Source organism: Streptomyces tibetensis (assembly GCF_040647715.1).
Classification (GTDB): Bacteria; Actinomycetota; Actinomycetes; order Streptomycetales; family Streptomycetaceae; genus Streptomyces; species Streptomyces tibetensis_A.
This window is the reverse complement of sequence record NZ_JBEZCR010000001.1, coordinates 553,183-579,575: the sequence shown is the minus strand read 5'-3', so window position 1 is coordinate 579,575 and position 26,393 is coordinate 553,183. Positions and strand designations below refer to the sequence as shown.

The following is a 26,393-nucleotide window of genomic DNA, read 5'->3' as shown; positions in this document are numbered from 1 at the left end:
GGGGCATTCGTCTCGTAACGAAGGCGGAACACCCCGATCTCAGGCCAAAGCTACTGGTCAGCGCCCTCGTCGCACGCCTGTCCACGCAACGCCCGTGCCAGGTCGTCACGGGATTCCAGCACCAGCCGACGCAGCGCCGGGGCCGCCTCCCGGTGGGAGTCCAGCCAGGCGTCCGTGGCGTCGAGCGTGTCCTGGGACTGCTGGAGCGAGGGGAACAGGCCCTGCACCACGTGCATGCCGATCTGGATCGACCGCTCGGCCCACACACGCTCGATCGCCGCGAAGTACTTCCCGGCGTACGGCGCGATCAACTCCCGCTGCGAGCCCTGGGAGAAGCCCGCGATGGTCGCCTCGACCATGGCGTTGGACAGCGCGTCCGACTCCACGACCTGCGCCCACGCCTGCGCCTTGACCGCCTCGGACGGGCGGGCGGCCAGACAGCGCACCTGGTGGCGCTTGCCGGAGGCCGTGTCGTCCCGGGTCAGCTCCTCGGCCAGCACCTTCTCGTCCACCACCCCGTGCGCGGCCAGCGGTTCCAGGAACACCCAGCGCAGCTCCTGGTCCAGGTCGAGGCCCTCGACCGTCGCCGTGCCCGCGAGCAGGTCCCGCAGCAGCTCGAAGTCGGCCTCCGCGGTGGCCGTCCGGGCGAAGAAACGCGCCCAGGCGAGCTGGTGCTCGCTGCCCGGCCCGGCCGCGTACAGCTCGCGCCGGGCGCCCTCGGCGAGCAGCCGCGCGGCCGTCTCCCGCCGGGCGGGCGCGGTGTAGTGCGTGACCGCCGACTCCGCCCACGCGTGCAGCATCTGCACGACGCCGATCTCGGACTCGCGCCCGCCGAACCGCAGCACCAGGTCCACGAAGTCCCGCGCCGGGAGCAGCGCGTCACGCGTCATGTTCCACAGCGCCGACCAGCACAGGGCACGCGCCAGCGGGTCGGTGATCGCGCCCAGGTGCTCACGCAGGGTGGCCAGCGAGGTCTCGTCGAAGCGGATCTTGCAGTAGGTCAGGTCGTCGTCGTTGACCAGGACCAGATCGGGAGCCTCGGCCCCGGCGAGTTCCGCGACGACCGTCCGCGCGCCGTCGACATCGGTCTCCACGCGCGCGTAGCGCTCCAGCGCCCCGCCGTCCGTCACCCGGTACAGGCCCACGGCCACCCGGTGCGGCCGCAGCTCCGGGTGCGACTCGGCCGCCTCCTGGAGCACCGCCAGTTCCTCGACGCGGCCGTCCGGGCCCAGCAGCACCTGCGGGGTCAGCGAGTTCACCCCGGCCGTCTGCAGCCAGGACCGCGACCAGGCGCTCATGTCCCGGCCACCGGTCTCCTCCAGCACCGACAACAGGTCGCCGAGGCGCGTGTTGCCGTAGGCGTGCCGCTCGAAGTAGCGCCGGGCGCCCTCCAGGAACGCCTCCTCGCCGACGTACGCCACGAGCTGCTTCAGCACCGACGCGCCCTTGGCGTACGTGATGCCGTCGAAGTTGAGCTTGGCGTCCTGCAGGTCGCGGATGTCCGCGGTGATCGGGTGCGTGGAGGGCAACTGGTCCGCGCGGTAGGCCCAGGCCTTGCGGCGGTTGGCGAAGGTGATCCAGCCGCCCGCGAAACGGGTCGCGCCGACCAGGGAGAACGCGCCCATGAAGTCCGCGAAGGACTCCTTCAGCCACAGGTCGTCCCACCACTCCATGGTGACCAGGTCGCCGAACCACATGTGCGCCATCTCGTGCAGGATGACGTTGGCCCGGCCCTCGTAGGAGGCCTGCGTCACCTTCCCGCGGAAGATGAACTCCTCCCGGAACGTCACCAGCCCCGGGTTCTCCATCGCGCCCAGGTTGTACTCCGGCACGAACGCCTGGTCGTACTTCCCGAACGGGTAGGGGTGGTCGAAGTGGTCGTGGAAGAAGTCCAGGCCCTGCTTGGTGACCAGGAACACGTCGTCGGCGTCGAAGTAGGGTGCGAGGCCCTTGCGGCACAGGGCGCCGAGCGGGATCTCCAGCGTCGTGCCGTCGGCGAAGGTACGCGTGTAGGAGTCCGTCACGTAGTGGTAGGGGCCGGCCACGACACAGGTGATGTACGTCGAGATCGGCTTGGTCTCGGCGAACCGCCACACGCCGTCGGCCTGCTCGCCGGCGCCGTTGCTCCACACCGTCCAGCCCTCGGGCGCCCGCACCTCGAAGCGGTAGGGGGCCTTGAGGTCGGGCTGCTCGAAGTTGGCGAAGACGCGGCGCGAGTCGGCCGGCTCGTACTGCGTGTACAGGTACACCTCGCCGTCCTCGGGGTCGACGAAGCGGTGCAGGCCCTCGCCGGTGCGGGAGTAGGCGCACTGGGCGTCGACCACCAGCTCGTTGTCCGCGGCGAGGTCCTCCAGCGTGATCCGGGAGCCGTCGAAGACCTCTCCGGGGTCCAGATCACGGCCGTTGAGCGATACGGCCGTCACACTCGGCGCGATCAGGTCCGCGAAGGTGCTCGACCCGGGCTCGTTGCAGCGGAAGCGGACCGTCGTCACGGAGCGGAAGGTGCGGGGCCCGTCCCCCGGGTCCTCACCGACCGCGGAACGCAGGTCGAGGGACACCTCGTACCCGTCGACGCTCAGCAGGGCGGCCCGCTCCCGGGCCTCGTCGCGGGACAGATTCTCACCGGGCACGGGCGGCACTCCTCGGATGTCGTGGGGTACGGCTGGACAGGACCGATCCTGCCACGTGCACCTGACACGGGGCAGCCGGGAATGTGGTGAGCGCGTACCGGCGTTGCCGGAGAAACGGTTGCCTTTCGAGGAGAGACATGTCGGACAAGACCCCCGTCGACTTCTGGTTCGACCCGCTGTGCCCCTGGGCCTGGATGACCTCCCGCTGGGTGCTGGAGGTGGAGAAGGTCAGGGACATCGAGGTCCGCTGGCACCTCATGAGCCTCGCCGTCCTGAACGAGAACCGGCTGGACGAGCTGCCCGAGGAGTACCGCGAGCTGCTGGAGACCAAGGCGTGGGGCCCCGTCCGGGTCGTCATAGCGGCGCAGCAGGAGCACGGCCCCGAGGTCCTCGGCGACTTCTACACCGCGCTCGGCACCCGCATCCACAACCAGGCCGAGGGCCCCGGCAAGGAGACGGTCGCCGCCGCCCTGAAGGACGTGGGCCTGCCCGACTCCCTCCTGGAGCACTGGGACTCCACCCCGTACGAGCCTCAGCTGCGCGCCTCCCACCAGGAGGGCATCGACAAGGTCGGCCAGGACGTCGGCACCCCGGTCATCGCCGTGCCGGGATCCGACGGCGAGCAGATCGCCTTCTTCGGCCCGGTCGTCACCCCGGCCCCGCAGGGCGAGGAGGCCGGCCGCCTGTGGGACGGCACCCTCGCCGTGGCCTCGGTCCCCGGCTTCTACGAGATCAAGCGCACCCGCACCAAGGGCCCGGACTTCTCCAACCTGTAGGGCTCACTCGGCGGGGACGGCCTTGATCTTCAGTTCCTCCGGGAGCAGGCCGTCCTCGCCGCGGTTCAGGTAGCGCTGGTACCACCGGCAGCCGACGGCCGTGCAGCGCCAGTAGTCGTCCACGAAGTGCCCGGCCCCCTTCTCCGCCCGGACCGCCGCCCGCTCGGCGGCGTTGAACTTCCGGAACTCCTGCATGCTGCCGCAGGTCCGGCACGCCCGGCTCACCGTCATCAGCCCCTCCTCGCGATCACCGCCAGGTCCGGGAAGTCGGTCACGACCGCATCGACCCCCATGCGGTAGTACAGCGTGTATTCGGCGAAAGCGTCCCCGAAATCGTTCGGTCCGCTCCCGTGTCGGAATTGCGCGGGCAGGAACTGGTTCTCGGCGCGGAAGGTGTACGGCCCGATCCGCAGCCCCGCCGCGTGCGCGTCCGCGACGAGCGAGGTGCCGACCAGGGACGCCTTGTCCGGCCCGATCCAGTCCGCGTACCCGGCGATCTCCGCCAGGCCCGCCGGCGTCATCATCTGCGTGTACGTCCTCCCGGGCAGGTCGTACGGGCCGCCCGTCGTCCCCAGCGCCTGCCACAGCGGCACCCCCAGGCCCGTCATGCGCCGCAGGCTCGTCGGCTCGAAGGACTGCACGACACACTCGCGCCGGCCGAGCCGGTTGCGCCGGATCGCCGCCGCCAGCTTCGGCTCCAGCGGCAGGCCGATGGACCGGAAGTACGTCGGGTGCTTGGTCTCCGGGAACACCGCGACGGTCCGGCCGTGCTCCCGTGACAGCCGCCGCGCCAGGTCCACGACCTCCTGGAAGGTCATGACCTCCGCGCGCCCGTCGAAGACGGTGTTGCGGTTGCGGACCGCGGGCAGCCGCTCCACGGCCCGTAGCGTCTTCAGCTCGGCCAGCGTGAAGTCCTCCGTGAACCAGCCGGTGACCGGCCGCCCGTCGACCGTCTTCGTCGTACGGCGGTCCGCGAACTCCGGGCGGCGGGCCACGTCGGTCGTCTGGGAGATCTCGTTCTCGTGCCGGACCACCAGCACGTGGTCCTTCGTCGGCACCAGGTCCGGTTCGATCCAGTCGGCGCCCGTCTGCACGGCGTACGTGTACGAGGGCGCCGTGTGTTCCGGGCGCCAGCCGGCCGCGCCGCGATGCCCGATGACGACCGGGCCGCCGCCCTTGCGGGGTTCGGCCGCCGCCGCGGTGGCCGTCGCGGCCGTGGCGGTTCCCGCGGCCGCCGCCAGCAGGAGGGATCTCCGTCCGAGCTGCATGCAACTCCCTTTCGTCGATGCCGGGTTCACTGACGTGCCCGGGCCCGGGCACCGGCCAGCCGGTCCAGGTGCTCCTCGTAACCGCTCGCGTAGAACGCGGCCCGCTCCGGGTCCGGCTCGACGACCGCCGTCGGTGCCGTCCACGCCTGCGTGTCCAACCCGACCCCGTACCGCTCGGCGGCCGCCAGGACCGCGCCCCGTGCGCCCACCTCGCCCTCGACGACCCGCAGCGGCCGGCCGAGCACGTCGGCCAGCAGCCGCATCCAGGCGGAGCTGCGGGTGCCGCCGCCGCAGACCGCCAGGTTCCCGGTGAGGCCCGCCGCCTCCAGGCAGTGCCGGGCCGCGTACCCGATGCCCTCGCAGGTGGCGCGGACCAGATCGCCCCGGGTCGACTCCAGGCAGACGCCCGTGAGTTCGGCGCGCAGCCGCGGTTCCACGAAGGGGGCGCGTTCGCCGGAGGGCGCGAAGTACGGCAGCACCCGCACGCCGTGCGCCCCGGGCGGGGTCCCGGCCAGCAGGCCGTCCACCTCGTCGTGCCGCACTCCGGTCGTCGACAGCACCCAGTCCAGCGCCGCCGTGCCGACCATGGCGGGCATGGCGCGCAGCCAGTGCCCGGGCCGGTCGGTGGAGATGTACAGACCGGCCGGCTCGCCGGTCAGGTCGAGCTCGGTGGTGGCGACCAGACTGGCCAGACAGGTGCCGACGATCAGCAGCCCGTCCCCCGGGGACGTCACCCCGGCGCCCAGCGCGCAGGCCGGCAGATCGTACGGCCCGTTCGCGATGCGTGTCCCCGACGGCAGTCCCTCGCCCCGTGCCTTCGCGGTCGCGACCGGGTCGCTGACCGGGGCGAGCAGGCCCCGGCGGTGCGCGAGCCCCAGCATCTCGACGACCCGGTTGTCGTACGTCCTGGTCCGCGGGTCGAGGAACGGCATCGACGCGTCCGACACATCCGTCGTCGCCGCGGCCCCCGTCAGCCGCTGGAACACCATGTCCTTGCAGTACAGGGCCGCCTTCGCGGGGTCCAGCGCCTTCGGTTCGTGGTGGTCCAGCCAGGCCAGCAGCGGCCCCGGGCAGCCGGGGAACATCGCGCTGCCCGTGCGCCGGAACACCGACTCGAACGTGCCGTCCGCCAGCCAGCCGTCGACCAGTTCGTGCGCCCGCCCGTCCATCCAGGAGGCGGCGGGACGCACCGGCCGGCCCTCGCCGTCGACCAGCCACACCCCGTCGCCCTGCCCGGTGAGCCCGGCCAGCTCCACGGGCTCGTCCACGGCGGAGGTCAGCGCCTCCAGCACCGCGACGACCGCCCCGTACACCTCCTCCATGTCCTGCTCGACGACCCCGCCGCGCAGGTCCAGGGCCACCGGCCGGGATTCCACGGCCAGTTGGCGGCCCGTGGCGTCGAAGGCCGCCGCCTTGACCATGGACGTGCCCACATCGATACCGACGTACATGCGGCTCTCCTCCCGGCCCTCAGGTCAGACAGTGCGCGAGCGGCTCCCCGCGCACCCAGCGGCCCACCTCTTCGGCGGCGATCCGGGCGGCCTTCTCCGCGACGGCCCGTGACGCCCCGCCCAGGTGGGGGGTGAGGACCACGCGGTCGGCGAGTCCCAGCAGCCGGGACTCCGCCGGCAGCGGCTCCCGCTCGTAGGTGTCCAGCGCCGCCGCCGACACCCGCCCGCTCTCCAGCGCGTCGCACAACGCGCCCTCGTCCAGCAGCGGGCCCCGGGCCACGTTCACCACCACCGCGCCGGACGGCAGCAGCCCCAGCTCCCGGGCGCCGATCAGCCCCCGGGTCTCGGGGGTGAGCCGGGCGTGCAGGGTGATCACCTGGGAGCGGCGCAGGAGGTCGTCGAGCGAGCTGACGCGCAGACCGTGGATCTCGCCGTGCACATACGGGTCGTGCACCATCACCCGCGCCCCGAACGCGCACAGCACGCGCGCGACCCGGCTGCCGACGGCCCCGTACCCGACCAGCCCGACGGGCAGGTCCTCCAGCTCCAGTCCGCTCTGCTCGTACGTGTAGTACGTCGCCCCCTCCCAGCTGCCCCGCCGGGCGAGCGGTTCGTGGGCGTGGGGGATGCGGCGCAGGGCCGCCAGCATCATGCCGACGGTGAACTCGGCGGTGGCGGCGGCGTTGCGGCCCGGCGCGAAGCACACCCGCACGTCATGGTTCCTGGCCGCGTCCAGGTTGACGTTGACCGGCCCGCCCCGACAGACCACGACCAGCCTCAGCTCCGGGCAGGCGGCGAGGACCTTCCCGGTGACCGGACCCATCTGCGTGACCAGGACCTCCGCCCCGGCCAGCGCCTCGATCATCGCCTCCTCGGCGTCACTGGCCTCCTGCACCTCGGCGACCGGCCCGAACGGCTCCAGGGGCCAGCCGAGCCGCAGTTCCCTCACGTCGGCCCGCCCCACCTCGTGCTCCACCGCCCGCGCGATGAGCGACGGCAGGACGAAGTGGTCACCGGCGGCCACGACACGCACGCTGTTCCGTTCGGTCATCGCAGTGCGGCTCCTGTCTCGGCGTCGAAGACATGGGTGTGCTCGAGATCGGCGGCGACCCGGACCCGCTCGTCGTGGGCGAGCCGCACCTCGGGGTCGGTGAGGACGACGAGATGCCGTTCGACCCCGTCCAGGGCGAGGGTCGCCAGGCCCGACTCCAGGAGCGGCTCGTGGGCGACGACCCGGGCGGGCAGTCCGCCCTCGGCGGTGAGCCGGACGTCCTCGGGACGGATCCCGACCACCACCTCCCGGCCCCGGTCCACCGGCACCGGCAGCGCGATGCGCACGGAGTCGGAGAGGCGGGCGTGCCCGTCCCCGCCGGAGATACCGGGCAGCAGGGTGATCGCCGGTTCGCCGACGAAGTCCGCGACGAACACGTTGGCCGGGCTGTCGTAGATCTCGTAGGGGGTGCCGAGCTGCTGGATGACGCCGTCCTTCATCACGGCGATCCGGTCGGCGAGGGAGAGGGCCTCCTCCTGGTCGTGGGTGACCAGGATCGTGGTGTGGCCCAGGTCCTTCTGGATGCGTTTGAGTTCCCGGCGGGTGGTGTCGCGCTGGGCCGCGTCCAGGTGGGAGAGGGGTTCGTCGAGGAGCAGCACGTCCGGTTCGCGGATCAGGGCCCGGGCCAGCGACACCCGCTGCTTCTGGCCGCTGGAGAGGCCGGCCGGGCGGGCACCGAGGAGGTCGGTCAGACCGACCCGCTCGGCGATCTCCTTCACCCTGCGCTCGACGTCCCCCCTGGAACCCCGGGCGGCCCTGCGCCGGGCCTTCAGGCCGAACGCCAGGTTCTCCGCGACCGACAGCGGCGGATACAGCGCGTAGTTCTCGAACGCCACCCCGATGTTCCGCTCCTGCGCGGGCCGTTGCACGACCGACGCGCCGCCGACGAGGATGTCCCCGCCGGTGACGGACTCCAGACCGGCGATCATCCGTAACGTGGTCGACTTGCCGCACCCTGACGGCCCGAGCAGCCCGAGCAGCTCCCCGGACCGCAGGTTCAGGTCGATCCCGCGGACGGCGTCCACGCCCGGCCGTCCCCGCGACCGGTAGGTCTTCCTCAGCTCACGTAGTTCCAGTCCCGTCATGGCCGCCCTTCATGCCGCAAACCTCGTACCGGACCTTGTGCTCGTCCAGATCCCGCAATGCCTCCGGTGTCGCCCCGTCGTCCACGAGGACCGTGTCGAAGCGGGACAGCGGGACGACCCGGTGCAGGGCGACCCGGCCGAGCTTGGTGTGGTCGATCAGCAGGACGTTGCGTGCCGCCGCGTCGAGCATCGCCCGCTTCACGGACACGATGTGCTGCTCCTGGTGGTAGGCGTACCCCCCGTGCACGGCCGACGTCGACGCGAAGCACACGTCCACCCGCAGTTGCTGGACCGCCTCCACGCAGGACACCCCGAGGAACGAGGAGTGCAGCGGGTCGTAATCGCCGCCGAGCGCCATCAGATGGATGCCCCGCTGGTCGGACAGGAGGTTGATGGCCTCCAGGAAGTTGGTCACGACCGTCAGCGGCGTGACCTCGGCCGTGCGCAGCCGTCTGGCTATCTCCAGCGTGGACGTGGAGTCGTCCAGCAGGATCGCCATCCCCGGCTCCACCATGCCCAGCGCGTGCTCGGCGACGGCCGCCTTCTCGGCCCGCATGGTCTTCAGCCGGTACTGCACGTTCGACTCGAAGACACCCGACGGCTGCGCGGTCACCCCGCCCCGGAACTTCCTCACGATGCCCTGCCGTTCGAGTTCGTCGAGGTCCCGGTGGATGGTCATCAGGCTCACCCCGAACCGCTCGGCGAGCTCCGCCGCCGTCGCCGAGCCGTCGGCGAGCACCTGCTCCGCCATGGCGGCCTGGCGTGCCGCGGGCCCCTGCTGTCCACCACTGCTGTTGCTGCTCATGGCTGTGTCTCTATCCGTCGTCCCGGTCGCTCCGGCCGGTCGGCCTCGAACAGCAGCAGGTTCTCAGGCCGGACCACGAGCCGTACCGGATCGTCGGTACGAAGGCGCGCCGCGTCGGCCCGGGGGGCCACCAGCGACACCCGCTGCTCCCCGGTCCCGAGCCGGACGGTGACCTCGACGGACCGGCCGAGCACCTCGGTGACGTACACGGTCCCGGTCACTTCGTGGCCCTCGCCGTGCAGGGCGATGTCCCGGGGCCGCAGACCGACCAGGACGTCCGTGCCGGGGGCCGCCTGTGCGCGGACCGGCAGCTCGACCCCGCCGTCCGCGCGTACGCCGCTCTCCGTCGCCACGCCGGGCAGCAGATTGATCCGGGGGCGGCCGAAGGCCCGGGCGACCTCCGTGTCGTACGGCTCGTACCAGATCTGCTCCCGGGTGCCCGTCTGCACGATCCGGCCCTGACGGATGACCCCGATCCGGTCGCCGAGCGCGAGTGCCTCGACGGAGTCGTGGGTGACGTAGAGGGTGGTGGTGTGCTGCACGGCCCCGATCGCCTTCAGCTCGGCCCGCATCTGCTGACGGAGCTTGGCGTCCAGGTGGGACAGCGGCTCGTCGAGCAGGAAGGCCCGGGCCGGGCGGACCAGGACCCGGCCGAGGGCGACGCGCTGCCGCTGGCCGTTGGACAGCTGTCCGACGGACCGGTCCAGCAGCCCGGAGACGCCCAGCAGTTCGGCGACGGCGCCGATCCGCTGCCGGGCCTCGGCGGCGGGCAGCCGGTGCCGGGGCGAGCGCAGCGGCGAGGCCAGGTTGTCGTAGGCCGAGCGGTGCGGGTAGAGGGCGTAGCTCTCGAAGCACATCGCCACGCCCCGGTCGTAGGGCTCCACGCCCCGCATGTCCTCGCCGTCGAGCAGGACCGTCCCGGCGTCGGGCTGCTCGAGCCCGGCGACGGTCTTCAAGGTCGTGGTCTTGCCCGCGCCCGACGGGCCCAGCAGACAGAAGAACTCGCCCTCCCGCACGTCCAGTTCGAGCCCGTCGAGCGCCTGGGTCCTCCCGTACGCCTTGCGTATCCCGCTCAGCCGGATCAAGACTTCACCGCCCCGAACGACAGTCCCCGCACCAGATACCGCTGGATCGTCAGCGCCAGCAGCAGGGGCGGTACGACGGAGACGAGCGCGGCGGCGGCCGTGAGGTTGTACTTGGGCCGGTCGCCGCCGAGGAACGACAGGGCGCCCACGGTCACCGTCTGGGCCTCGTTGGAGGTGAGGATCAGCGGGAAGACGAAGTTGTTCCAGGCGAAGATGAACGCCAGCAGCGACACGGCCGCGATGCCCGGCTTGACCAGCGGCAGCGCCACCTTGAAGAACGCCTGCTTGCGGGTGTAGCCGTCCAGCAGGGCCGCCTGTTCCAGCTCCGGCGTCAGATCGGCGAAGTAGGAACGCATGATCCACACGACCAGCGGCAGCGTGACGAGTTGCAGCACCCACACCATGCCGACGTACGTGTCGAACAACCCGAGCTTCTGGTACAGCACGAACAGCGGGATGATCACCGTCAGTTCGGGCGCGAAGCGGAACGACAGCAGGGTGAACATCAGGTTCTCGGAGCCCTTGAACCGCCACCGCGCCGAGGCGTACGCCGCCGGCAGCCCGACCACCAGCGACAGCGCGACCGCCCCCACCGACACCACCAGGCTGTTGACGAAGAACCGCACGAACGGGATGCCCTCGCTGTCGCCGAGGACCGTCCGGTAGCCGTCGAGGGTGGGGGAGAAGGAGAAGTACGTGGAGAAGAGCTGGTCGGCCGGCTTCAGCGACAGGATCACCATCCAGGCGATCGGGAACAGCGCGAAGACGAAGTAGAGGATCAGGGCGGCATCGCCCAGCCACCCCAGGACGCGTTTGTTCATGTGGTGACCTCCGCGGCCTTCCGCTGGATCTTCCCCAGGTGCTTCACCAGCACCATCGCGGCCAGGTACACCACCGCCCACAGCACGATCGTGTAGCTGATGCCGAAGGAGTAGCGCTGGAAGCGGATGGCTTCGAGATACGCCCGGATCTGCAGGACGACGGTCGAGTCACCCGGCCCGCCCTCGGTCAGGGCGTAGATGATGTCGAACACCTTCAGCGAGTCCATGAACCGGAAGATCACCGCGACCAGGACGTACGGCCACAGCATCGGCAGGGTCAGCCGCCGGAAGGTGTACCACCACCCCGCGCCGTCCACGGCCGCCGCCTCGAACGGGGAGGCGGGCAGCGACCGCAGACCGGCCAGGGCGAGGATCGCCACGAACGGCGTGTAGACCCACACGTCCACGGCGATCGACGACAGCAGTGCGCCCGTCGGGGTGTCCGTCCACTGCACCCCGCCCAGGCCGAAGGGCTTGAGCAGATGGTTGACGACCCCGACCGACGGCTGGAGCATCAGCTTCCAGATGATCGCCGCGATCACCGGGGCGATCATCAGCGGCAGGATCAGGATCTTCTCCAGGACCCGGCCCAGCAGGGACGAGCGGTGCAGCAGCAGGGCGACGGCCACGCCGAGCACGGTCTCCGTCAGGGCCGCCCCGATCGCGTACAGCACCGTCACCCACGCTGAGCTCCAGAACGCCTCCTGGGTGAAGACGGTCGTGTAGTTCTGGAAGCGCACCATGTCCGGCTGCGGCTTGCTCGCCGAGAAGTCGAACAGCGTGTAGTACAGCCCGAGCCCGAACGGGTAGAGGATCCCGCAGGTCAGCAGCAGTGCCGGGACGATCAGGAGGTACGGCCGCAGCGCGAGCCGCATGGCTAGCCCACCTTGCCGGCGAGATCGTCCGCCAGCCCGTCCAGGACGGACTTCGCGCCCTTGCCGCCGTAGATCTCCTGGAGGGCCGCCGCCCAGCTGGTCGTCGCGTCGAAGAACTGCGCCTGCGGGGTGAACTGGATCTTCGTCCGGTCGACGACCGTCTCGAAGGTCTCCAGGAAGCCCGGCAGGTGCCGCATCTTGTCCTTGTACGCGGCGTCGTTCGCGACCGACTTGCGCACCGGGTCGATGTGGTTGTGCGTGATCGCGCCCTTGCGCAGGTGCTCCTTGCCGGTCGCCCACTGCAGGAACAGCCAACCGGCGCTCTTCTTCTTGCTCTTGGCGTTCATTCCGAGCGACCAGATCCACATGTTGGTGGCCAGCGACCCGTCCGGGCCCTTCGGCCCGGGGTGGAAGGCGATCTTCCCGGAGGCGGGGCTCGCACCCTTCACCGCCTGGAAGTAGGCGGCCGTGTCGGCATCGAACAGCATCCCGGCCTTCTTCGCTCCGAGGTCGCTGGAGCACTGGTACCAGGTGTACGACGTCCAGGACGGCGGCCCGCCCCGCTTGACCATGCGGGCCCAGTCCTCGGTGAAGGCGACGGCCTCGGGGCTGTTCATGGCGGGGGTGAGCTTCCCGCCGTCGACCGTGAAGTCCTTCAGCCCGTTGCGGGCGTACATCGTCATGAAGCCGGGGTGGATGGTGGCCCAGCTCCGCGAGCCGCGTACGGCGATGCCGTACATGCCGTCGAAACCGGCCCCCGGCGCCTTGCGCTTGATGGTCCCGGCGAGTTCGGCCAGCTCCTCGAAGGTCTCGGCGGGCTTCACCCCCAGCTTCCCGAACAGCTCGGTGTTGTAGGCGACGACGTTCGTCTCCCAGCCCCACGGCAGCGCGTACTGCCCGCCCTGGCCGAGCGGCGCGCCCGCCTTCAGGGACCACTGGTCGGCCCGGAGCAGGTTCGGGAAGAAGTCCGCCTGGTCCCATTCGGCGCCCGTCGCGGAGGAGTTGCGCATCCAGGGCCCGAGGTCCTCCAACCAGCCCGGCGGCCCGTACTGCCACACCATGTACGCGCCGAGCATGAAGACGTCGTAGGAGGCACGCCCGCTGGACAGGTCCACGGTGAGCTTGTCGAAGTAGTTGTCCTCGGGGAAGACGTCGTACTCGACCTCGATGCCCGTCTTCGCGGTGAACGACTTCAGGTCGGCTATGAGGGCGTCCGTGTACGGGTGTTTGTTGAGCAGGGCCTTGACGGTGGTGCCCTTCTCCCGCTTCCAGTCGAAGGAACCGGTGACGTCGTCCGCCGCCGAGCCGTCGCTCTTGTCGTCGTTCCCGCCGAAACCGGCGCCGCAGGCCGCGAGTAAGGGGGTCGCCGCCGCCCCGGCGGCGAGGGCGAGGAAGCGTCGGCGGTCGTGCACGTGCGTGTCCATCCGTACCTCCGCGTGGAGCCTGGTTAACACGTCGAGTCGACTCGTTAACAGAGGGTGGAACGGCTGAAGTTGGGCGTCAATCCCTCGCGCACGGGAAAATATCGGGGCACAGTGAGAAGTTCACAGATCCGGCTGCGACGGCGTGGGAGGTTCCGGATGGTGAACGACGGTGCGGGCGACGGCGACGGCCCGGGTGCGGCCTGGCTCGGCGTGGACCTGGGCACGCAGAGCGTCCGCGTGCTGCTCGTCACCGCCGACGGCACGGTCCTGGGCAGCGGCTCGGCCCCGCTGACGGGGCGCCGGGACGGCGTGCGGCACGAGCAGGACCCGCTGCTCTGGTGGGCGGCACTGTGTGAGGCGTCCCGGCAGGCCCTGCGCTCCGCGCCCCCGGGCCTGCCGATCGGCGGACTCGCGGTGTGCGGCACGTCCGGCACGGTCCTGCTGACGGACGGCTCGGGCCGTCCGCTCGGCCCCGCACTGATGTACGACGACGGCCGGGCGAAGACCCAGGCCGCGCGGGCCAGGGAGGCGGGACTCGCGGTCCAGGACACCTGGGCGCTGCCGAAGGCGCTGTGGCTGCTGGACGAGTACGGCGGAACCTCGCTGCGCCTGATGCACCAGCCCGACCTGGTCGTCTCCCGGCTCACCGGCGAGCCGCCCCCGGCCGACTCCAGCCATGCCCTGAAGACGGGCTACGACCTGGAGGGCGACCGCTGGCCGGAGACCGCCCTGGCCGAACTGGGCGTCCCCGACGAGCTGTTCCCGGACGTCGTCCGCCCGGGGACGCGCCTCGGCGAGGTCGGCCCGGGCGCCGCCGACGCCACCGGCATCCCCGCCGGCACCCCGGTCTTCGCGGGGATGACCGACGGCTGCGCCGCCCAGATCGCGTCCGGCGCCCTGCGGCCCGGCTCCTGGAACTCCGTCCTCGGCACCACGCTCGTGCTGAAGGGCGCCGCCCGCGACCCGGTCCGCGACCCCACCGGCGTGGTCTACAACCACCGCGCCCCCGACGGCACCTGGCTTCCCGGCGGGGCGTCGAGCGTCGGGGCCGGGGCGCTCGCCGCGCACTTCCCGGAGGCCGACCCGGCCCGGATGGACCCACCGGCCATGGCGTTCGAGCCGTCGAGCGTGATCGCCTACCCCCTCGTCTCGCCGGGGGAGCGGTTCCCGTTCCGGGCACCCCAGGCGTCCCCGTTCGTCCTGGGCGCCCCCGCGGAGGACGCCGACCTGTGGGCCGCGCTGCTCCAGGGCGTCGGCTTCACCGAACGCCTGTGCCTGGACTACCTGCACCACCTCGGCGCCCCCCTGGACGGCCCGCTCACCTTCACCGGCGGCGGCGCCCGCAGCCGCTACTGGAACCAGCTGCGCGCCGACATCCTGGGCCGCCCGGCCCACGTCCCCGAGCAGACCGAACCGGCCCTGGGCATGGCCGCGCTGGCCGCGTACGGGGCGTCGGGGTCCGGCGCACTCGCGGACGTCACCGAACGCATGGTCCGCGTCCGGACCGTCGTGGAGCCCCGCCCCGGCCGCACCGCGGTCTTCGCGGAGCCGTACGCGCGTCTCGTCGACGCCCTGCGGGACCGCGGCTGGCTGCCCGCCCCGCTCGCCGCGCACGCGCACAGCCGGCTGAACCGGGATACTTCCGCCTCATGAGTACGACCCTCCTGCTGGTCCGTCACGGACAGACCGTCTGGCACGCCGAGAACCGCTACGCCGGCATCAGCGACATCGACCTCACCGACACCGGCCGCGCCCAGGCCGACGCCCTCGGCCGCTGGGCCGCCGCCCACCCCGTCGACGCGATCTGGACGTCTCCGCTGTCCCGGGCCGTCGCCACCGCCGAGCCCGCCTGCCGTGCCCTCGGCCTCACCGCCCAGAGCGAACCCCACCTGCGTGAATGCGACTTCGGGATCCTCGAAGGCCGTACGCTCGCCGAGTTCGAGGCCGAGGACCCCGAGTGGGCCGCGGCCTACCGGGCCGACCCGGTGGAGCACTCCTTCCCCGGCGCCGAGGACCCGCACGCCGCGGCGGCCCGCGGCGTGCGGGCCCTGCGGGACATCACCGCCGCCCACCCCGGCGAACGCGTCCTGGTCGTCGCCCACAACACCCTGCTGCGGCTGGTGCTGTGCACCCTGCTGTCGATCCCGGTGAGCGAGTACCGCAGAGTGCTCCCGCGGTTGCGGAACGCCGCGATCAGCGAACTGCGCATGAACCCCGACGGTTCCGCCGCACTCCTCTCACTCAATGTGCCGTGCGAGGCCGAAAGGCCGTAGCACCATGGGCACATGACGCAGCGAGGGCCTGGAGCTGGTGGAGCCGGGCGTGGTCTCGGTGCCGCTGTGGCCCCGAGCCGGGTGCCCCCACGGGCCCGATCGGCCGGCACGGCGGCCTGGGCCGCAAGCCCTGAGCCCACCGGGCACGGGAAGACCCCCGCGAGTCCTGTCCTCGCGGGGGTCTCCTTCTTCCGCCTGCCGTGCGTGAAAGGTGAGAAGACGATCACGAGGCAGGACGCTCACGGCCTCAGGGGGCCAGCAGCAGCACGTCCGCCCGGGACTTGGCAGCCTCGTAACGCCGAGCCACGTCCTGCCAGTTGACGACCCGCCACATCGCCTCGATGAAGTCGACCTTCTGGTTCTTGTACTGCAGGTAGAAGGCGTGCTCCCAGGCGTCGAAGACGAGGAGGGGGGTGGCGCCCTGGCCGACGTTGCCCTGGTGGTCGTAGACCTGCTCCACGATCAGCCGCCCGCTCAGCGGCTCGTAGGCGAGCACGCCCCAGCCCGAACCCTGCGTGGTCGCGGACGCCTTGGTCAGCTGGGCCTTGAAGGCGGCGAAGGACCCGAAGGACTCGGTGATCGCGTCGGCCAGTTCACCCACCCCGTCCTGCGCCAGCGGCTCACCGCCGCCGTCCTTGGGGCCGGTCATGTTCTGCCAGTAGATGCTGTGCAGGATGTGCCCGGACAGGTGGAAGGCCAGGTTCTTCTCCAGCCCGTTGATCGACCCCCACGTCTCCTTGTCCCGCGCCTCGGCGAGCTGCTCCAGCGTGTCGTTGGCGCCCTTCACATAGGCGGCGTGGTGCTTGTCGTGGTGCAGCTCGATGATCTCGGGGCTGATCACGGGGGCGAGCGCGGAGTAGTCGTAGGGCAGTTCAGGCAGCGTGTAGACGGGCATGGGCGGGATCCCCTCCGGACCTCTTATTGCAACAGCCTTGCAACTGCACGCTAGCAGCAGAAGGGATCCTGTGGGTGGCCCGGGCACACGAAAGGCCCCCGCGTGTGTCGCGGGGGCCTTCGGCGGTGGGCTTCCTTACCGCTTGGCGCGGGCCTTCTGCCACGCGTATCCGACCGCGGCCAGGAACAGGACCATCCCGCCCGTCGAGTACAGCTGTACCCGCGTGTCCGGCTCCCGGGCCATCAGGACGAAGACCGCGGCCATGCCGGCCAGGGCGACCCAGGTCAGCCACGGGAACGCCCACATGCGCACGGCCAGCTTCTCGGGTGCCTCGCGCTCCAGGCGGCGGCGCAGGCGCAGCTGCGAGACGGCGATGAAGATCCAGACGACCAGGATCACCGCGCCGATCATGTTCAGCAGCCAGGGGAACACGTCGTTCGGCCGCCAGTAGCTCAGCAGCACGCACAGGAAACCGAACACCGAGGACGCCAGCACGGCGATCCGCGGCACCCCGCCCGAGACCCGGCCCAGCCCCTTCGGGCCCTGGCCGCGCTCCACCAGCGAGTAGGCGATGCGGGAGGCGCCGTAGACGTTGGCGTTCATGGCGGACAGCAGGGCCACCAGGACGACCACGTTCATCAGCTGCCCGGCGCCCGGGATGCCGAGTTCGTCGAGGGCGGCGACGTACGGGCCCTTCTCGACGACCGCCTTGGAGTCCCAGGGGACGAGCGTGACGATGACGGCCATCGAGCCGATGTAGAACAGCGCGATGCGCCACATCGCCGTGCGGACCGCGCTGGCGACGCCCTTGACGGGGTTCTCCGACTCGGCGGCCGCGATGGTGACCGTCTCCAGGCCGCCGTAGGCGAAGACCGAGGCGAGCAGCCCGATGACCAGGCCCTCACCGCCGTTCGGCAGGAAGTCGGTGAGGTGGCTCGCGCCGGGGGAGTCCGTGCCGGGCAGGACGCCCGCGATCGCCAGGACGCCGAGCACCAGGAACAGGGTGATGGCCCCGACCTTCAGCGCCGCGAACCAGAACTCGAACTCGCCGAAGTTCTTCACGGCCGCGAGGTTCGTGCCGCAGAAGACGACCATGAACAGCGCCACCCACGCCCACTCGGGCGTGCCCGGCAGCCAGCCGGTGACGATCTTCGCGGCGCCGATGCCCTCCAGGCCGACGGCCGTGCAGAGCAGCACCCAGAAGGACCAGCCGGCGGTGAACCCCGCCCAGGGGCCGATCGCGCGCTCGGCGTGTGCGGAGAACGACCCCGACGAGGGATACGCGGCCGACATCTCGCCGAGCATCCGCATCACCAGCATCACGAGGGCACCGGAGAGGGCGTAGGCGACCACGATCGACGGACCGGCCGCGGCGATACCGGCGCCGGAGCCGACGAACAGACCGGCCCCGATCACCCCGCCGAGGGCGATCATCGACAGGTGGCGCTGCTTCAGGCCGTGGGAGAGGGAGACGTCGTCCGCGCTGGGCGGCGTCCCGGTGGTGGTGCTGGGCATGGGCGCGACTCGTCCTATGCGTGAGAGGCGTGCGAGGGCAAAAACGCCGCCAGTCTCGGATGCCTCTCCGCCGGACGGAGAGGCATCCCACCATGTGGACGGTCGCGTCGCTCTGTGTGGCTAGGCGGCGACCGGTGTGTAGTGCGAGGCGTCGCCCTCGATGACGTAGCTCTCCTTACCCTCGATCCCGACGGGGATGTCCCCCGCGACCGTGACACGGTGCAGGCGGCGCGGCAGGCCGTCGTAGTTGTCGATCGCGTAGTGCTGGGTGATGCGGTTGTCGAACAGGACGAGCTGGTTCGGCGACCAGCGGTGGCGCAGGACGTTCTCGGGCCGGGTGACGTACGCCTGGAGCAGGTCGAGGATCTTGCGCGACTCGCCCGCCGACAGGCCCACGATCCGCTGGGCGAAACCGCCGATGAACAGCCCGCGCTCACCCGTCAGCGGATGGACGCGGACCACCGGGTGGACCGTGCGGTACCTGATCGAGGTGAACTGGGCGCGCCGGGCGGCCTGCTCCTCGTCGACGTCCTCCTCCGCAACGGCGTAGTCGTAGTCGTTGGTGTGCTCGGCCCACAGGCCGTCGGCGAGGCTGCGCAGCGACTCGGGCAGATTGCGGTAGGCGGCGGCCGAGCTGGCGATCAGCGTCTCGCCGCCGTACGGGGGGATCGTGATGCTGCGCAGGGTGCTGGCCTGCGGCGGGTTGAGGACGAAGGTCACGTCGGTGTGCCAGTGGTTGGCGGCCCGGCCCCGCTCGCTGTCGACGGGCAGCACGTTCGGGGCGCCGTCCACGGCCGACACCGTCGGATGGGCGGTGGTGATGTCGCCGAAGTGGCGGGCGAAGGCCTGCTGGCCCGCGTCGTCCAGGCCCTCCGCGTCGAAGACCAGGGCCTTGTGGGCGTTGAGCGCGTCCCGCAGGGCGGTGGAGGTCTCCCGATCGAGGGGCTTGGTGATGTCGACGCCCTCGACACGGGCGCCGATGTTCGCGGTGACCTTGTGGATCTCGATGGCCATGACGGGTTCCTTCCGGAAGAGGGTGATCACGAAGGGGATCAGACGAGGGCGGGGGCGACGTGCTGGTTGGCGGGGCGCGGGAGGCCGTAGCGCTCCCGCAGGGTGCGGCGGGCACTGCCGTACTCGGTGCGGAGCAGTCCGCGGGCGCGCAGGATCGGGACGACGTGGTCGACGAAGGCCTCCAGGCCGGACGGCAGCACCGCGGGCATGATGTTGAAGCCGTCCGCGGCGCCCGACTCGAACCACAGCTCGATGGTGTCGGCGACCTGCTCGGGCGTTCCGGCGAAGGTGAGGTGCCCGCGGCCGCCGCCGAGCCGCCCGATCAGCTGGCGCACGGTGAGCCGGTCACGCCGGGCCAGCTCGACGACGAGCGTGTAGCGGCTCTTGGCGCCCTCGATGGCGCTCTCCGGCGGCAGGTCGGCGGGCAGCGGGCCGTCCAGCTCCAAGCTGCCGGGGGCGAGTTGCAGCAGCCGCTCCAGGCGGTCCACGCCGTGCGCGTGCACGATGTGGTCCTCCAGAACCTGCTCGTTCGCCCGCGCTTCGGCCTCCGTCGAGCCGATCACCGGGACGATGCCCGGCAGCACCTTGATGTGCTCGGCGTCCCGGCCGGCCGCGACGGTCCGGGACTTGAGGTCGGCGTAGAAGGCCCGCGCGTCCTCGATGGTCTGCTGGGCGGTGAAGACGGCCTCCGCGTACCGCGCGGCGAACCGCTTGCCGTCCTCGGAGGAGCCGGCCTGCACGAGCAGGGGGTAACCCTGGGGCGTGCGCGGCACGTTGAGCGCTCCCTCGACGCTGAAGTACCGGCCCTGGTGCCGGGGCGGGTGGATCTTCGTGTCGTCACCCCACACGCCCGCCGCCTTGTCGGCGACGATCGCGTCGTCCTCCCAGCTGTCCCAGAGCTTCAGCGCCACGTCGAGGAACTCGGCGGCCCGCGCGTACCGCTCGGCGTGCGCCGGTTCGGCGTCCAGACCGAAGTTGCGGGCGGCCTCGGCACCGGCCGTCGTGACGATGTTCCAGCCCGCCCGGCCACCGCTGAGATGGTCCAGCGTGGCGAACTTCCGGGCCAGGTTGTACGGCGAGTTGTACGACGTGGACGCCGTGGCGATCAGGCCGATGTGCTCGGTCGCCGTGGCCAGAGCGGTCAGCAGCGTGATCGGCTCCAGCGCCCCGGCGGGCCGCTGGCCCACGCTGCTCCACAGCTGCGGGCCGTCGGCGAGGAACAGCGAGTCGAAGGTGCCGCGCTCGGCGATCCGGGCGAGCCGTACGTAGTGGGCCAGGTCCACGTGCGCGTACGGGTCGCTCTCCGGCAGCCGCCACGACGCCTCATGGTGGCCGGTGTTCATCAGGAACGCGTTGAGGTGGAGCTGTCTGCGGGTCATCGATGGTCCTCCGTGACACCGAGCGCGGCCAGCAGCCGCTCCCGGTATTCGCCGAGCAGGGGGTCGCGGTACGACCGCGGGTGCGCGCGGTCGATGGTGAGGTCGAGGCCGATCCGGCCCTTCTCCAGGACGAGCACCCGGTCGGCGAGCACGATCGCCTCGTCCACGTCATGGGTGACCAGCAGCACCGAGGGCCGGTGGCGCTCCCACAGTTCCCGGAGCAGACCGTGCATCCGGATCCGGGTGAGCGCGTCCAGCGCCCCGAACGGCTCGTCGGCCAGCAGCAGTTCGGGCTCCCGTACGAGTGACCGGGCCAGGGCGGCGCGCTGGGCCTCCCCGCCGGACAGCTGGCCCGGCCAGGCCCGCTCGCGGCCCTTCAGGCCCACCTCTGCCAGTGCCTCACGGCCCTTGCGCCCGGCGTCCTTGCCCTCCGCGCCGAGCAGCACGTTGTCGAGGACCCGCCGCCAGGGCAGCAGCCGGGAGTCCTGGAAGACCACCGACACCCGCTCGGGTGCCGTGAGCTGCCCGGAGCCCGTGACGCCGTGGTCGAGCCCGGCGATCGCCCGCAGCAGGGTGCTCTTGCCGGAGCCGCTGTGCCCGAGCAGGGCCGTCAGCTGCCCGGCGGGCAGGTCGAGGTCGATGCCGTCCAGGACGGTGCGCCCGTCGAACGACCGGGTCAAGCCGCGCAGTTGGACGGCGGGCCGGGTCAGCTGCTCAGTGTGCGGCGCCATGACAGCACCCTCCGTTCCATGAGACGGACCGCGCTGTCGGAGATGAGGCCGAAGACGCCGTAGACGACCAGGCCGACGAGGATGACGTCCGTCTGGCCGTAGTTCTGCGCCTGGAACATCATGTAGCCGAGGCCGCTGGTGGCGTTGATCTGCTCCAGCACCACCAGGCCCAGCCAGGAGCCGGTGACGCCGAGCCGCAGCCCTACGAAGAACCCGGGCAGGGCACCGGGGACGACCACCTGCCGGATGAACTGGTACTTGGACAGGCCCTGTACCTCGGCGAGTTCGACGAAGCGGCTGTCGATGCCGGACAGTGCGGCGTGTGTGTTGAGGTAGATCGGTATGTAGACGACGATCGCGATGATGGCGATCTTGAAGGTCTCCCCGATGCCCAGCCACAGGATGAACAGCGGGATGAGACCGAGGGTGGGGATCGCCCGGTTGAGGTTGACCGTCCCGTCGATCAGGGCCTCACCGGTCCGGGTCAGCCCCGACGCCAGCGCGAGCAGGATTCCCACGGCCAGACCGATCGAGAAACCGGTGGCCGCGCGCTGCAGCGACGTCAGGATGTCGTCCGGCAGGGTGCCGGCGGTCCACAGCCGGCTGCCCGTCTCCAGCACCGTCCACGGGGCCGGGATCGCGCCCGGATCGAGCAGACCGGCGGCCGAGGCGGCGCTCCACAGCGCGAGGACGGCCGTCGGCCCGACGAGCCGGGTGGCGGGCAGCCGCCTGCCGGGAGCCAGCCGCCGGCGCCTGCGCACCTGGTGCGTCCCCTCCACCGGGGCGAGCACCGCGGGCGCCTTGGCGGTCGTGTGCGTCGTCGTGGTCACGGCGGTCACCTCCGGTACTCCGCGGGCACGGCCTTGGCCGCGAGGGACTCGAAGCGGTGGTCGAAGAGCCCGGAGACGTCGAACTTCTTCACGAAGCCGCCCTCCGCCAGCAGATCGGCGGTCTCCTGCTCCCACCTGATGGCCTCGTCCCAGCTCGGCGGGAACAGCGGCTTGTTGGCCAAGGCGGTGACGGCCTTCGCCTGGGGGAGCGTCAGGTTCTGCGTCCCGACGTAGAACTGCTCGTTCCACTCGTCGGGGTGCTCGTAGGTCCACACCTGGCTCTTCGCCCAGTACGGGACGTACGCGGCGATCGCGGCGGCCTTCGCCTTGTCGTTCAGCACCGAGACCGGCGCCCACAGCAGGTTGAGCAGGTCCACCACGTCCGTGGTGATGGTGCGGGCCGACTTGTACTGCGCCAGATACGCGGGCGCCTGGGTGTTGGCGAGCGGGGCGATGTCCACCTGCCCGGACTGCAGGGCGGTGAGGAACTGGTTGCTGGTCAGCGGCACCAGCTCCACGTCGTCGTAGGCCAGCCCGGCCTTCTTCAGCGCCCGCAGCAGGACCACGCCCTGTGCCTGGCCCTGGGAGAAGGCGAGCCGCTTGCCCTTGAATCCGGCGACCGTACGGATGTCGCTGCCCGGCTTGGTGGCGAACAGGTAATTGGGCTTCCGGGTGATGTTGATCGCGACGATCTTCGCGTCGAAGCCCTGGTAGTGCGCCTGGATCGGCGGAATGCCCGCGTTGTTGGCGACCTCAAGGGACTTCGCGCGGAAGGCGTTGATGACATCCGGGCCCGCGCCGATGTTCAGCCAGTCGGCCACCTTGAACGGCAGATCCCGGAAACCGGCCAGCTTGAACTGGAGTTGCTGCGCGTTCTGGTACGAGGCGATCTTCAGGCTCGTACCGGCGGGAACCTTGGAGGCCAGGGGAGCGTCGGAGGCCTCCTCGGCGGCGGCACTGCTGTTCGCGCAGCCGCTCAGTCCGGCCGCCGCGGCCGTCACGCCGAGCAGTGAGGTCAGGAACAGACGCCGGTCGAGACCGGGCAGGGGAGGAGAGGGCATGGCAGGACTCCCTGGGTATGGAAGGCGGCACCGCACGCGGAATTCCGGACAGGAAAAGCCGGGCAGGGGAATTCACGTGAATTTCACACGGGGAAGAAGAAGGCGCTCCGTGAACGGGCGCCTGGGCGCGTCAACGGGTCAGCAACAGAGAGTGCGACAGCTCGTGAGCGGGGTCATGAACAGGATGTTCCTGGTCAGCAGCCCGTCCTGTCAACATTCCGAGTTTCTGAATTAAATAGCCTCAGGTGACGCGGCCAGCGGATCCCGGTAGAGAACGTCGAGCGCGACCGAACCGCCGGCCACGGCCAGTACGGAATCCGTGAAACTGATCGGTGAGACGGTCGCCGCGCGATCCGCTCCGACCTCTTCCCGCAGCGCGGCCAGACAGTCCGCCCGGTGCATGGCCCCGATCTCCGTCACGACCACCCGCTCGGGGTTGAGCACGTCCTGCAGCAGCCCGACCGCACGGCCCACCCGCCGCGACCGCTCCCGCAGCAGCCGCCCGGCCACCGGGTCACCGGCCGCCGCGGCGGAGACCACGTGCATCGGGTTCACCCCGTCGACGACCCCCGCCTCCCGGGCCAGCCGGCACAGCGTCCGCTCGCTCAACTCGACCTGGAGGCAGCCCACCCGGCCGCACGCGCAGGGCTCCGTGCCGCCCGGCACCGGCAGATGGGCGATCGCCCCCGCCTGTGAGCGCGGTCCGTGGTGCACCTCGTCATGGGTGGCGAACGCCGAGTCGACCACGTTGCCCGCGAACAGATGCAGCACACTGCGGCTGCCCCGCGCCCGCCCGAACAGCCGCTCCGCGTTCACCAACGCCCGCGCGTGACCGTCCACATGGACCGGCAGCCCGGTACGCGCCCCGAGTACCTCCCGCACCGGCACCTCGCGCCAGCCCAGCAGCGGATGCTCCACGACGGTGCCCGAGTCCCGGTCCACCCAGCCGCCCGCCGCGAACCCGACGCCCAGCGCCCTGCTGCGGGGCGCCCCGGCGAGCAGCGCCGCCAGCGCGTCCGCGGCCCGGCCCAGCACCCGCGCGGGCTCGGTGCCCACGTGCTTCACCTCGCCGCGGGCCACCACCCGTCCGCGCAGATCCAGCAGCGCGACCGTGGTGTACGGCACCGCCACGTGCACGCCGCCCACCACGAACCGGGAGTCGTCCAGATCGACCGGCAGATGCGGCCGGCCCACGCCCTTGGGACGCCGCAGCTCGGCGGACTCACGGATGAGCCCCAACTCGGCGAAGCGGGCACAGTAGTCGGTCACCGACGCCGGCGACAGGCCGGTCAGCCGGGCGATGGTGCTGCGCGCGACCGGCCCGTGCTCCAACACGGACCGCAGGACGACGCTCGCGCTGGTGCGGCGCCGGTCGCTGTCGGCGACACGGGGGATGGGGGACGTCAGAGGGGGAGCCGCGGTACGGGGCATGGGAATCTTCCTGGAGGCCGGTCCGACACTGCGCCGTTTCGGTCGGCGAGCCGGATCCCTCCGCCTCGCCTCACCGAGGGCGGCGACAGGTGGCCGTGCCCTGGCGTCGCAGGTCGACGTAGCGACGCGACGAGAAGTACCGGGCCTGGGCAACCATGTCCGCGACGCTAGCAAAACGGCCCCGGGCTGCCCAGACGGCGACCGACGGGCGAGACGGCCGCCCCGGCGCCTTTGGGGGAAACCTACAGAGGGCCGGTTTCCCGCTCCCGTGTCTCACGGCACCCCATCACCGTGACCGGCATCACGCCTGACTCGCTGTAACCCGCATCCTTTGTGTGAAGCCGACCAACGGCCGGTCCCGGCCTTTGTCGAGCGCTGACGGTGATCGGGACGAGGGCGCTGGGATAGCGTCACGATGTCCCGATCGCCCTCACCCTCGCGGAGTCCCCATGAGCACCGCTGCCGCCACACCCGCCCGCACCGGACAGGTCCTCGCCGACCTGCTCCCTGCCTCCCGAGTCCGGGACGCGGCCCTCGTGCTCGGCGGCGCCGCGCTCACCGGCCTCGCCGCCCAGATCTCCGTGCCCGTGCCGGGCTCCCCGGTGCCGGTGACCGGCCAGACCTTCGCCGCGCTGCTCGTCGGCACGTCTCTCGGCGCCGGCCGCGGCTTCCTCGCGCTCGCGCTGTACGCCGTGGCGGGCATCGCGGGTGTGCCGTGGTTCGCGCAGGGCACCTCGGGCGTGGCCCCCTCCTTCGGCTACATCCTCGGCATGATCCTCGCCTCCACCGTCGTCGGCGCCCTGGCCCGCCGCGGCGCCGACCGCTCGGTGCTGCGCACGGCCGGCACGATGCTGGTGGGCGAGGCGATCATCTACGCCATCGGCGTGCCCTACCTGGCCCTCGCCACCGGCATGTCCGCCACCGCCGCGATAGCGGCCGGCCTCACGCCGTTCCTCATCGGCGACGCGCTGAAGGCGGCCCTGGCGATGGGCGCCCTGCCGACGGCCTGGAAGTTCGCGAACAAGCGCTGACACCCCAGGGGGTGCGGTGGGCTGACGCCGCGGGCACGCCGTGGCCTGACGCTGCAGGCGTGCCGTGCGCCGACACCTCGGGCGTTGCCGAGCGCTGTACACGGTAGGCGTTGCCGAGAGGCCCGCCGGGACGTCCTTGTCCCGGCGGGCCTCTCGCGTGTGTTCACTCGCAGATGGCCGGATCAGGCCTGATGGGAGCTCGGGCGGCGCCGGTGCGACCACCACATTCCGGCCACGCCCGCGGCGACCAGACACGCCCCGGCCGCGCCGAGCGGCAGCAGCTCGCGGGCCGGGCCGGTCTTCGGGAGTTCCTTGCCGCCCGGGCCCGCGGGTTCGTTGTCGGTACCGAGCAGCAGGGGCGTGGCCGGGGCGTCCGGCGACGGGTTGCTCGTGCCGAACGGCACCGGGCCCTGCTGCCAGAACGTCTTCTTCCCGTCGCTCGTCTGCACGGGCAGACAGATCTTCCCGGTCTTGCCGAGGTCGAACGTCGCGTCGACGGCGTACGACTTCGACTTACCGGCCGCGAGATTGTCGATCGGGCATGCGAATCCGCTGTTCGAACCTTCCGGAAGTCCCTTCTCGGGTATCGCCGAACACCCCTCGACGTTCTTGAGGACAAGCCCGTCGAAACCGACGACCAGCAGCCTGATCTTCCCGCTGTCCTTGCTCCCCTCGTTCTTCACCGTGGCGGTAATGGCCGTCTTTTCGGAGCCGTTGTCGACCGAGATCTTCCCGGGCAGCGTCGTGGTCAGCTTCACCCCTGCCGGGGCGGCGTCAACCACCTTTCCCCCCTTGCTGCTTGCGGGTCCGTCGTCCTCCGCACGGGCCGTGCCGGAAAGGATCATCACCGCCGAGAAAGATGCCATGACCAGCGATCCCGTGACCGCTGCCGTACGACGAGAACTCATGTTCGTCCCCCTTGCGTCCCCCTGGGCTGCGCCTGAATTCGCAGCACTGAAAGA

The 26,393-nt window shown here is 71.3% G+C and carries 24 protein-coding genes and 1 pseudogene; 5 read left to right on the top strand and 20 right to left on the bottom strand.

Features of this window, described 5'->3' with window-relative positions; all coding sequences use genetic code 11:
- Positions 1–50 precede the first annotated feature (50 nt).
- The gene (gene pepN, locus AB0B29_RS02605) at positions 51–2,630 is read right to left on the bottom strand and encodes an aminopeptidase N (RefSeq protein ID WP_362232939.1); all 2,580 of its coding nucleotides are present in this window, start codon (positions 2,628–2,630) and stop codon (positions 51–53) included.
- Positions 2,631–2,767: 137 nt separating this feature from the next.
- On the opposite strand from pepN, the gene AB0B29_RS02600 reads away from it, so the two are divergent.
- Positions 2,768–3,406, top strand: coding sequence for a mycothiol-dependent nitroreductase Rv2466c family protein (locus tag AB0B29_RS02600; protein WP_362232936.1), 639 nt, complete (start codon positions 2,768–2,770; stop codon positions 3,404–3,406).
- A gap of 3 nt (positions 3,407–3,409) precedes the next feature.
- On the opposite strand, the gene AB0B29_RS02595 is transcribed toward AB0B29_RS02600, so the two are convergent.
- The 10 genes from AB0B29_RS02595 to AB0B29_RS02550 are packed head-to-tail and all read right to left on the bottom strand — an operon-like array spanning position 3,410 to position 13,271.
- On the bottom strand, positions 3,410–3,637 hold the full coding sequence (locus AB0B29_RS02595; RefSeq protein WP_362232933.1) for a hypothetical protein: 228 nt from the start codon (positions 3,635–3,637) through the stop codon (positions 3,410–3,412).
- The gene (locus tag AB0B29_RS02590; protein WP_362232930.1) at positions 3,637–4,674 is read right to left on the bottom strand and encodes a glycerophosphodiester phosphodiesterase family protein; all 1,038 of its coding nucleotides are present in this window, start codon (positions 4,672–4,674) and stop codon (positions 3,637–3,639) included. Before AB0B29_RS02590 ends, AB0B29_RS02595 begins: the two co-directional genes overlap by 1 nt.
- A gap of 26 nt (positions 4,675–4,700) precedes the next feature.
- On the bottom strand, positions 4,701–6,125 hold the full coding sequence (locus AB0B29_RS02585; RefSeq protein ID WP_362232928.1) for an FGGY-family carbohydrate kinase: 1,425 nt from the start codon (positions 6,123–6,125) through the stop codon (positions 4,701–4,703).
- 19 nt (positions 6,126–6,144) lie between these two features.
- Positions 6,145–7,176, bottom strand: a complete 1,032-nt coding sequence (locus AB0B29_RS02580; RefSeq protein ID WP_362232925.1) for a 2-hydroxyacid dehydrogenase — start codon at positions 7,174–7,176, stop codon at positions 6,145–6,147.
- Entirely contained in the window at positions 7,173–8,261 is a 1,089-nt protein-coding gene (locus tag AB0B29_RS02575) for an ABC transporter ATP-binding protein (protein ID WP_362232923.1), read from the bottom strand. The genes AB0B29_RS02580 and AB0B29_RS02575 overlap by 4 nt, the downstream gene beginning before the upstream one ends.
- Complete coding sequence (locus tag AB0B29_RS02570; RefSeq protein WP_362232921.1) at positions 8,239–9,066, bottom strand: DeoR/GlpR family DNA-binding transcription regulator; 828 nt, start codon at positions 9,064–9,066, stop codon at positions 8,239–8,241. The genes AB0B29_RS02575 and AB0B29_RS02570 overlap by 23 nt, the downstream gene beginning before the upstream one ends.
- Entirely contained in the window at positions 9,063–10,151 is a 1,089-nt protein-coding gene (locus AB0B29_RS02565; RefSeq protein ID WP_362232919.1) for an ABC transporter ATP-binding protein, read from the bottom strand. The genes AB0B29_RS02570 and AB0B29_RS02565 overlap by 4 nt, the downstream gene beginning before the upstream one ends.
- Complete coding sequence (locus AB0B29_RS02560; RefSeq protein WP_362232916.1) at positions 10,148–10,972, bottom strand: carbohydrate ABC transporter permease; 825 nt, start codon at positions 10,970–10,972, stop codon at positions 10,148–10,150. The genes AB0B29_RS02565 and AB0B29_RS02560 overlap by 4 nt, the downstream gene beginning before the upstream one ends.
- Complete coding sequence (locus AB0B29_RS02555) at positions 10,969–11,847, bottom strand: carbohydrate ABC transporter permease (protein WP_362232913.1); 879 nt, start codon at positions 11,845–11,847, stop codon at positions 10,969–10,971. Before AB0B29_RS02555 ends, AB0B29_RS02560 begins: the two co-directional genes overlap by 4 nt.
- A 2-nt stretch (positions 11,848–11,849) precedes the next feature.
- Positions 11,850–13,271 (bottom strand): ABC transporter substrate-binding protein, encoded by a 1,422-nt coding sequence (locus AB0B29_RS02550; protein ID WP_362232910.1) that lies wholly within the window; start codon positions 13,269–13,271, stop codon positions 11,850–11,852.
- A 156-nt stretch (positions 13,272–13,427) separates the two neighbouring features.
- Between AB0B29_RS02550 and AB0B29_RS02545 the strand changes: the two genes are divergently transcribed.
- From AB0B29_RS02545 to AB0B29_RS37720, 3 genes and pseudogenes are all read left to right on the top strand, one after another.
- Positions 13,428–14,924 (top strand): FGGY-family carbohydrate kinase, encoded by a 1,497-nt coding sequence (locus AB0B29_RS02545; RefSeq protein WP_362232907.1) that lies wholly within the window; start codon positions 13,428–13,430, stop codon positions 14,922–14,924.
- Entirely contained in the window at positions 14,921–15,544 is a 624-nt protein-coding gene (locus AB0B29_RS02540) for a histidine phosphatase family protein (protein WP_362232904.1), read from the top strand. Before AB0B29_RS02545 ends, AB0B29_RS02540 begins: the two co-directional genes overlap by 4 nt.
- A 22-nt stretch (positions 15,545–15,566) precedes the next feature.
- Positions 15,567–15,678, top strand: a pseudogene (locus tag AB0B29_RS37720) (SAM-dependent methyltransferase); the annotation flags it as partial.
- 113 nt (positions 15,679–15,791) lie between these two features.
- Here the strand turns inward: AB0B29_RS37720 and AB0B29_RS02535 are convergent.
- The 8 genes from AB0B29_RS02535 to AB0B29_RS02500 all read right to left on the bottom strand — a co-directional run bounded on the left by AB0B29_RS02535 (position 15,792) and on the right by AB0B29_RS02500 (position 24,400).
- Entirely contained in the window at positions 15,792–16,439 is a 648-nt protein-coding gene (locus AB0B29_RS02535; RefSeq protein ID WP_362232901.1) for a superoxide dismutase, read from the bottom strand.
- A gap of 135 nt (positions 16,440–16,574) precedes the next feature.
- A complete protein-coding gene (locus AB0B29_RS02530) occupies positions 16,575–17,954 on the bottom strand; it encodes an amino acid permease (protein ID WP_362232898.1) in 1,380 nt (459 codons plus the stop codon).
- A 120-nt stretch (positions 17,955–18,074) separates the two neighbouring features.
- Positions 18,075–18,968, bottom strand: coding sequence for a TauD/TfdA dioxygenase family protein (locus tag AB0B29_RS02525; RefSeq protein WP_362232895.1), 894 nt, complete (start codon positions 18,966–18,968; stop codon positions 18,075–18,077).
- 38 nt (positions 18,969–19,006) lie between these two features.
- Positions 19,007–20,347 carry an LLM class flavin-dependent oxidoreductase gene (locus AB0B29_RS02520; RefSeq protein ID WP_362232893.1) on the bottom strand — a complete coding sequence of 447 codons (1,341 nt, stop codon included), beginning with the start codon at positions 20,345–20,347 and terminating at the stop codon, positions 19,007–19,009.
- Positions 20,344–21,078: an ABC transporter ATP-binding protein gene (locus tag AB0B29_RS02515; RefSeq protein WP_362232890.1), complete on the bottom strand. Its 735-nt coding sequence runs from the start codon at positions 21,076–21,078 to the stop codon at positions 20,344–20,346. The genes AB0B29_RS02520 and AB0B29_RS02515 overlap by 4 nt, the downstream gene beginning before the upstream one ends.
- Positions 21,054–21,917: an ABC transporter permease gene (locus AB0B29_RS02510; protein WP_362232887.1), complete on the bottom strand. Its 864-nt coding sequence runs from the start codon at positions 21,915–21,917 to the stop codon at positions 21,054–21,056. The genes AB0B29_RS02515 and AB0B29_RS02510 overlap by 25 nt, the downstream gene beginning before the upstream one ends.
- Positions 21,914–22,969: an ABC transporter substrate-binding protein gene (locus tag AB0B29_RS02505; protein ID WP_362232885.1), complete on the bottom strand. Its 1,056-nt coding sequence runs from the start codon at positions 22,967–22,969 to the stop codon at positions 21,914–21,916. Before AB0B29_RS02505 ends, AB0B29_RS02510 begins: the two co-directional genes overlap by 4 nt.
- Positions 22,970–23,200: 231 nt before the next feature.
- Positions 23,201–24,400, bottom strand: coding sequence for an ROK family transcriptional regulator (locus tag AB0B29_RS02500; protein ID WP_362232883.1), 1,200 nt, complete (start codon positions 24,398–24,400; stop codon positions 23,201–23,203).
- Between the two features lie 449 nt (positions 24,401–24,849).
- Between AB0B29_RS02500 and AB0B29_RS02495 the strand changes: the two genes are divergently transcribed.
- The gene (locus tag AB0B29_RS02495) at positions 24,850–25,431 is read left to right on the top strand and encodes a biotin transporter BioY (protein ID WP_362232880.1); all 582 of its coding nucleotides are present in this window, start codon (positions 24,850–24,852) and stop codon (positions 25,429–25,431) included.
- Positions 25,432–25,613: 182 nt separating this feature from the next.
- On the opposite strand, the gene AB0B29_RS02490 is transcribed toward AB0B29_RS02495, so the two are convergent.
- Positions 25,614–26,339, bottom strand: coding sequence for a hypothetical protein (locus AB0B29_RS02490; protein ID WP_362232878.1), 726 nt, complete (start codon positions 26,337–26,339; stop codon positions 25,614–25,616).
- Positions 26,340–26,393: the final 54 nt, after the last annotated feature.

Coding starts and splice junctions, on each gene's coding strand:
- AB0B29_RS02525 (WP_362232895.1), bottom strand. CDS start 18,968: ATGGCCATCGAGATCCACAAGGTCACCGCGAACATCGGCGCCCGTGTC.
- AB0B29_RS02490 (WP_362232878.1), bottom strand. CDS start 26,339: ATGAGTTCTCGTCGTACGGCAGCGGTCACGGGATCGCTGGTCATGGCA.
- AB0B29_RS02540 (WP_362232904.1), top strand. CDS start 14,921: ATGAGTACGACCCTCCTGCTGGTCCGTCACGGACAGACCGTCTGGCAC.
- AB0B29_RS02560 (WP_362232916.1), bottom strand. CDS start 10,972: ATGAACAAACGCGTCCTGGGGTGGCTGGGCGATGCCGCCCTGATCCTC.
- AB0B29_RS02505 (WP_362232885.1), bottom strand. CDS start 22,969: ATGCCCTCTCCTCCCCTGCCCGGTCTCGACCGGCGTCTGTTCCTGACC.
- AB0B29_RS02585 (WP_362232928.1), bottom strand. CDS start 6,125: ATGTACGTCGGTATCGATGTGGGCACGTCCATGGTCAAGGCGGCGGCC.
- AB0B29_RS02590 (WP_362232930.1), bottom strand. CDS start 4,674: ATGCAGCTCGGACGGAGATCCCTCCTGCTGGCGGCGGCCGCGGGAACC.
- AB0B29_RS02515 (WP_362232890.1), bottom strand. CDS start 21,078: ATGGCGCCGCACACTGAGCAGCTGACCCGGCCCGCCGTCCAACTGCGC.
- AB0B29_RS02495 (WP_362232880.1), top strand. CDS start 24,850: ATGAGCACCGCTGCCGCCACACCCGCCCGCACCGGACAGGTCCTCGCC.
- AB0B29_RS02600 (WP_362232936.1), top strand. CDS start 2,768: ATGTCGGACAAGACCCCCGTCGACTTCTGGTTCGACCCGCTGTGCCCC.
- AB0B29_RS02595 (WP_362232933.1), bottom strand. CDS start 3,637: ATGACGGTGAGCCGGGCGTGCCGGACCTGCGGCAGCATGCAGGAGTTC.
- AB0B29_RS02580 (WP_362232925.1), bottom strand. CDS start 7,176: ATGACCGAACGGAACAGCGTGCGTGTCGTGGCCGCCGGTGACCACTTC.
- AB0B29_RS02500 (WP_362232883.1), bottom strand. CDS start 24,400: ATGCCCCGTACCGCGGCTCCCCCTCTGACGTCCCCCATCCCCCGTGTC.
- AB0B29_RS02550 (WP_362232910.1), bottom strand. CDS start 13,271: ATGGACACGCACGTGCACGACCGCCGACGCTTCCTCGCCCTCGCCGCC.
- AB0B29_RS02575 (WP_362232923.1), bottom strand. CDS start 8,261: ATGACGGGACTGGAACTACGTGAGCTGAGGAAGACCTACCGGTCGCGG.
- AB0B29_RS02555 (WP_362232913.1), bottom strand. CDS start 11,847: ATGCGGCTCGCGCTGCGGCCGTACCTCCTGATCGTCCCGGCACTGCTG.
- AB0B29_RS02545 (WP_362232907.1), top strand. CDS start 13,428: ATGGTGAACGACGGTGCGGGCGACGGCGACGGCCCGGGTGCGGCCTGG.
- AB0B29_RS02520 (WP_362232893.1), bottom strand. CDS start 20,347: ATGACCCGCAGACAGCTCCACCTCAACGCGTTCCTGATGAACACCGGC.
- AB0B29_RS02530 (WP_362232898.1), bottom strand. CDS start 17,954: ATGCCCAGCACCACCACCGGGACGCCGCCCAGCGCGGACGACGTCTCC.
- AB0B29_RS02570 (WP_362232921.1), bottom strand. CDS start 9,066: ATGAGCAGCAACAGCAGTGGTGGACAGCAGGGGCCCGCGGCACGCCAG.
- AB0B29_RS02535 (WP_362232901.1), bottom strand. CDS start 16,439: ATGCCCGTCTACACGCTGCCTGAACTGCCCTACGACTACTCCGCGCTC.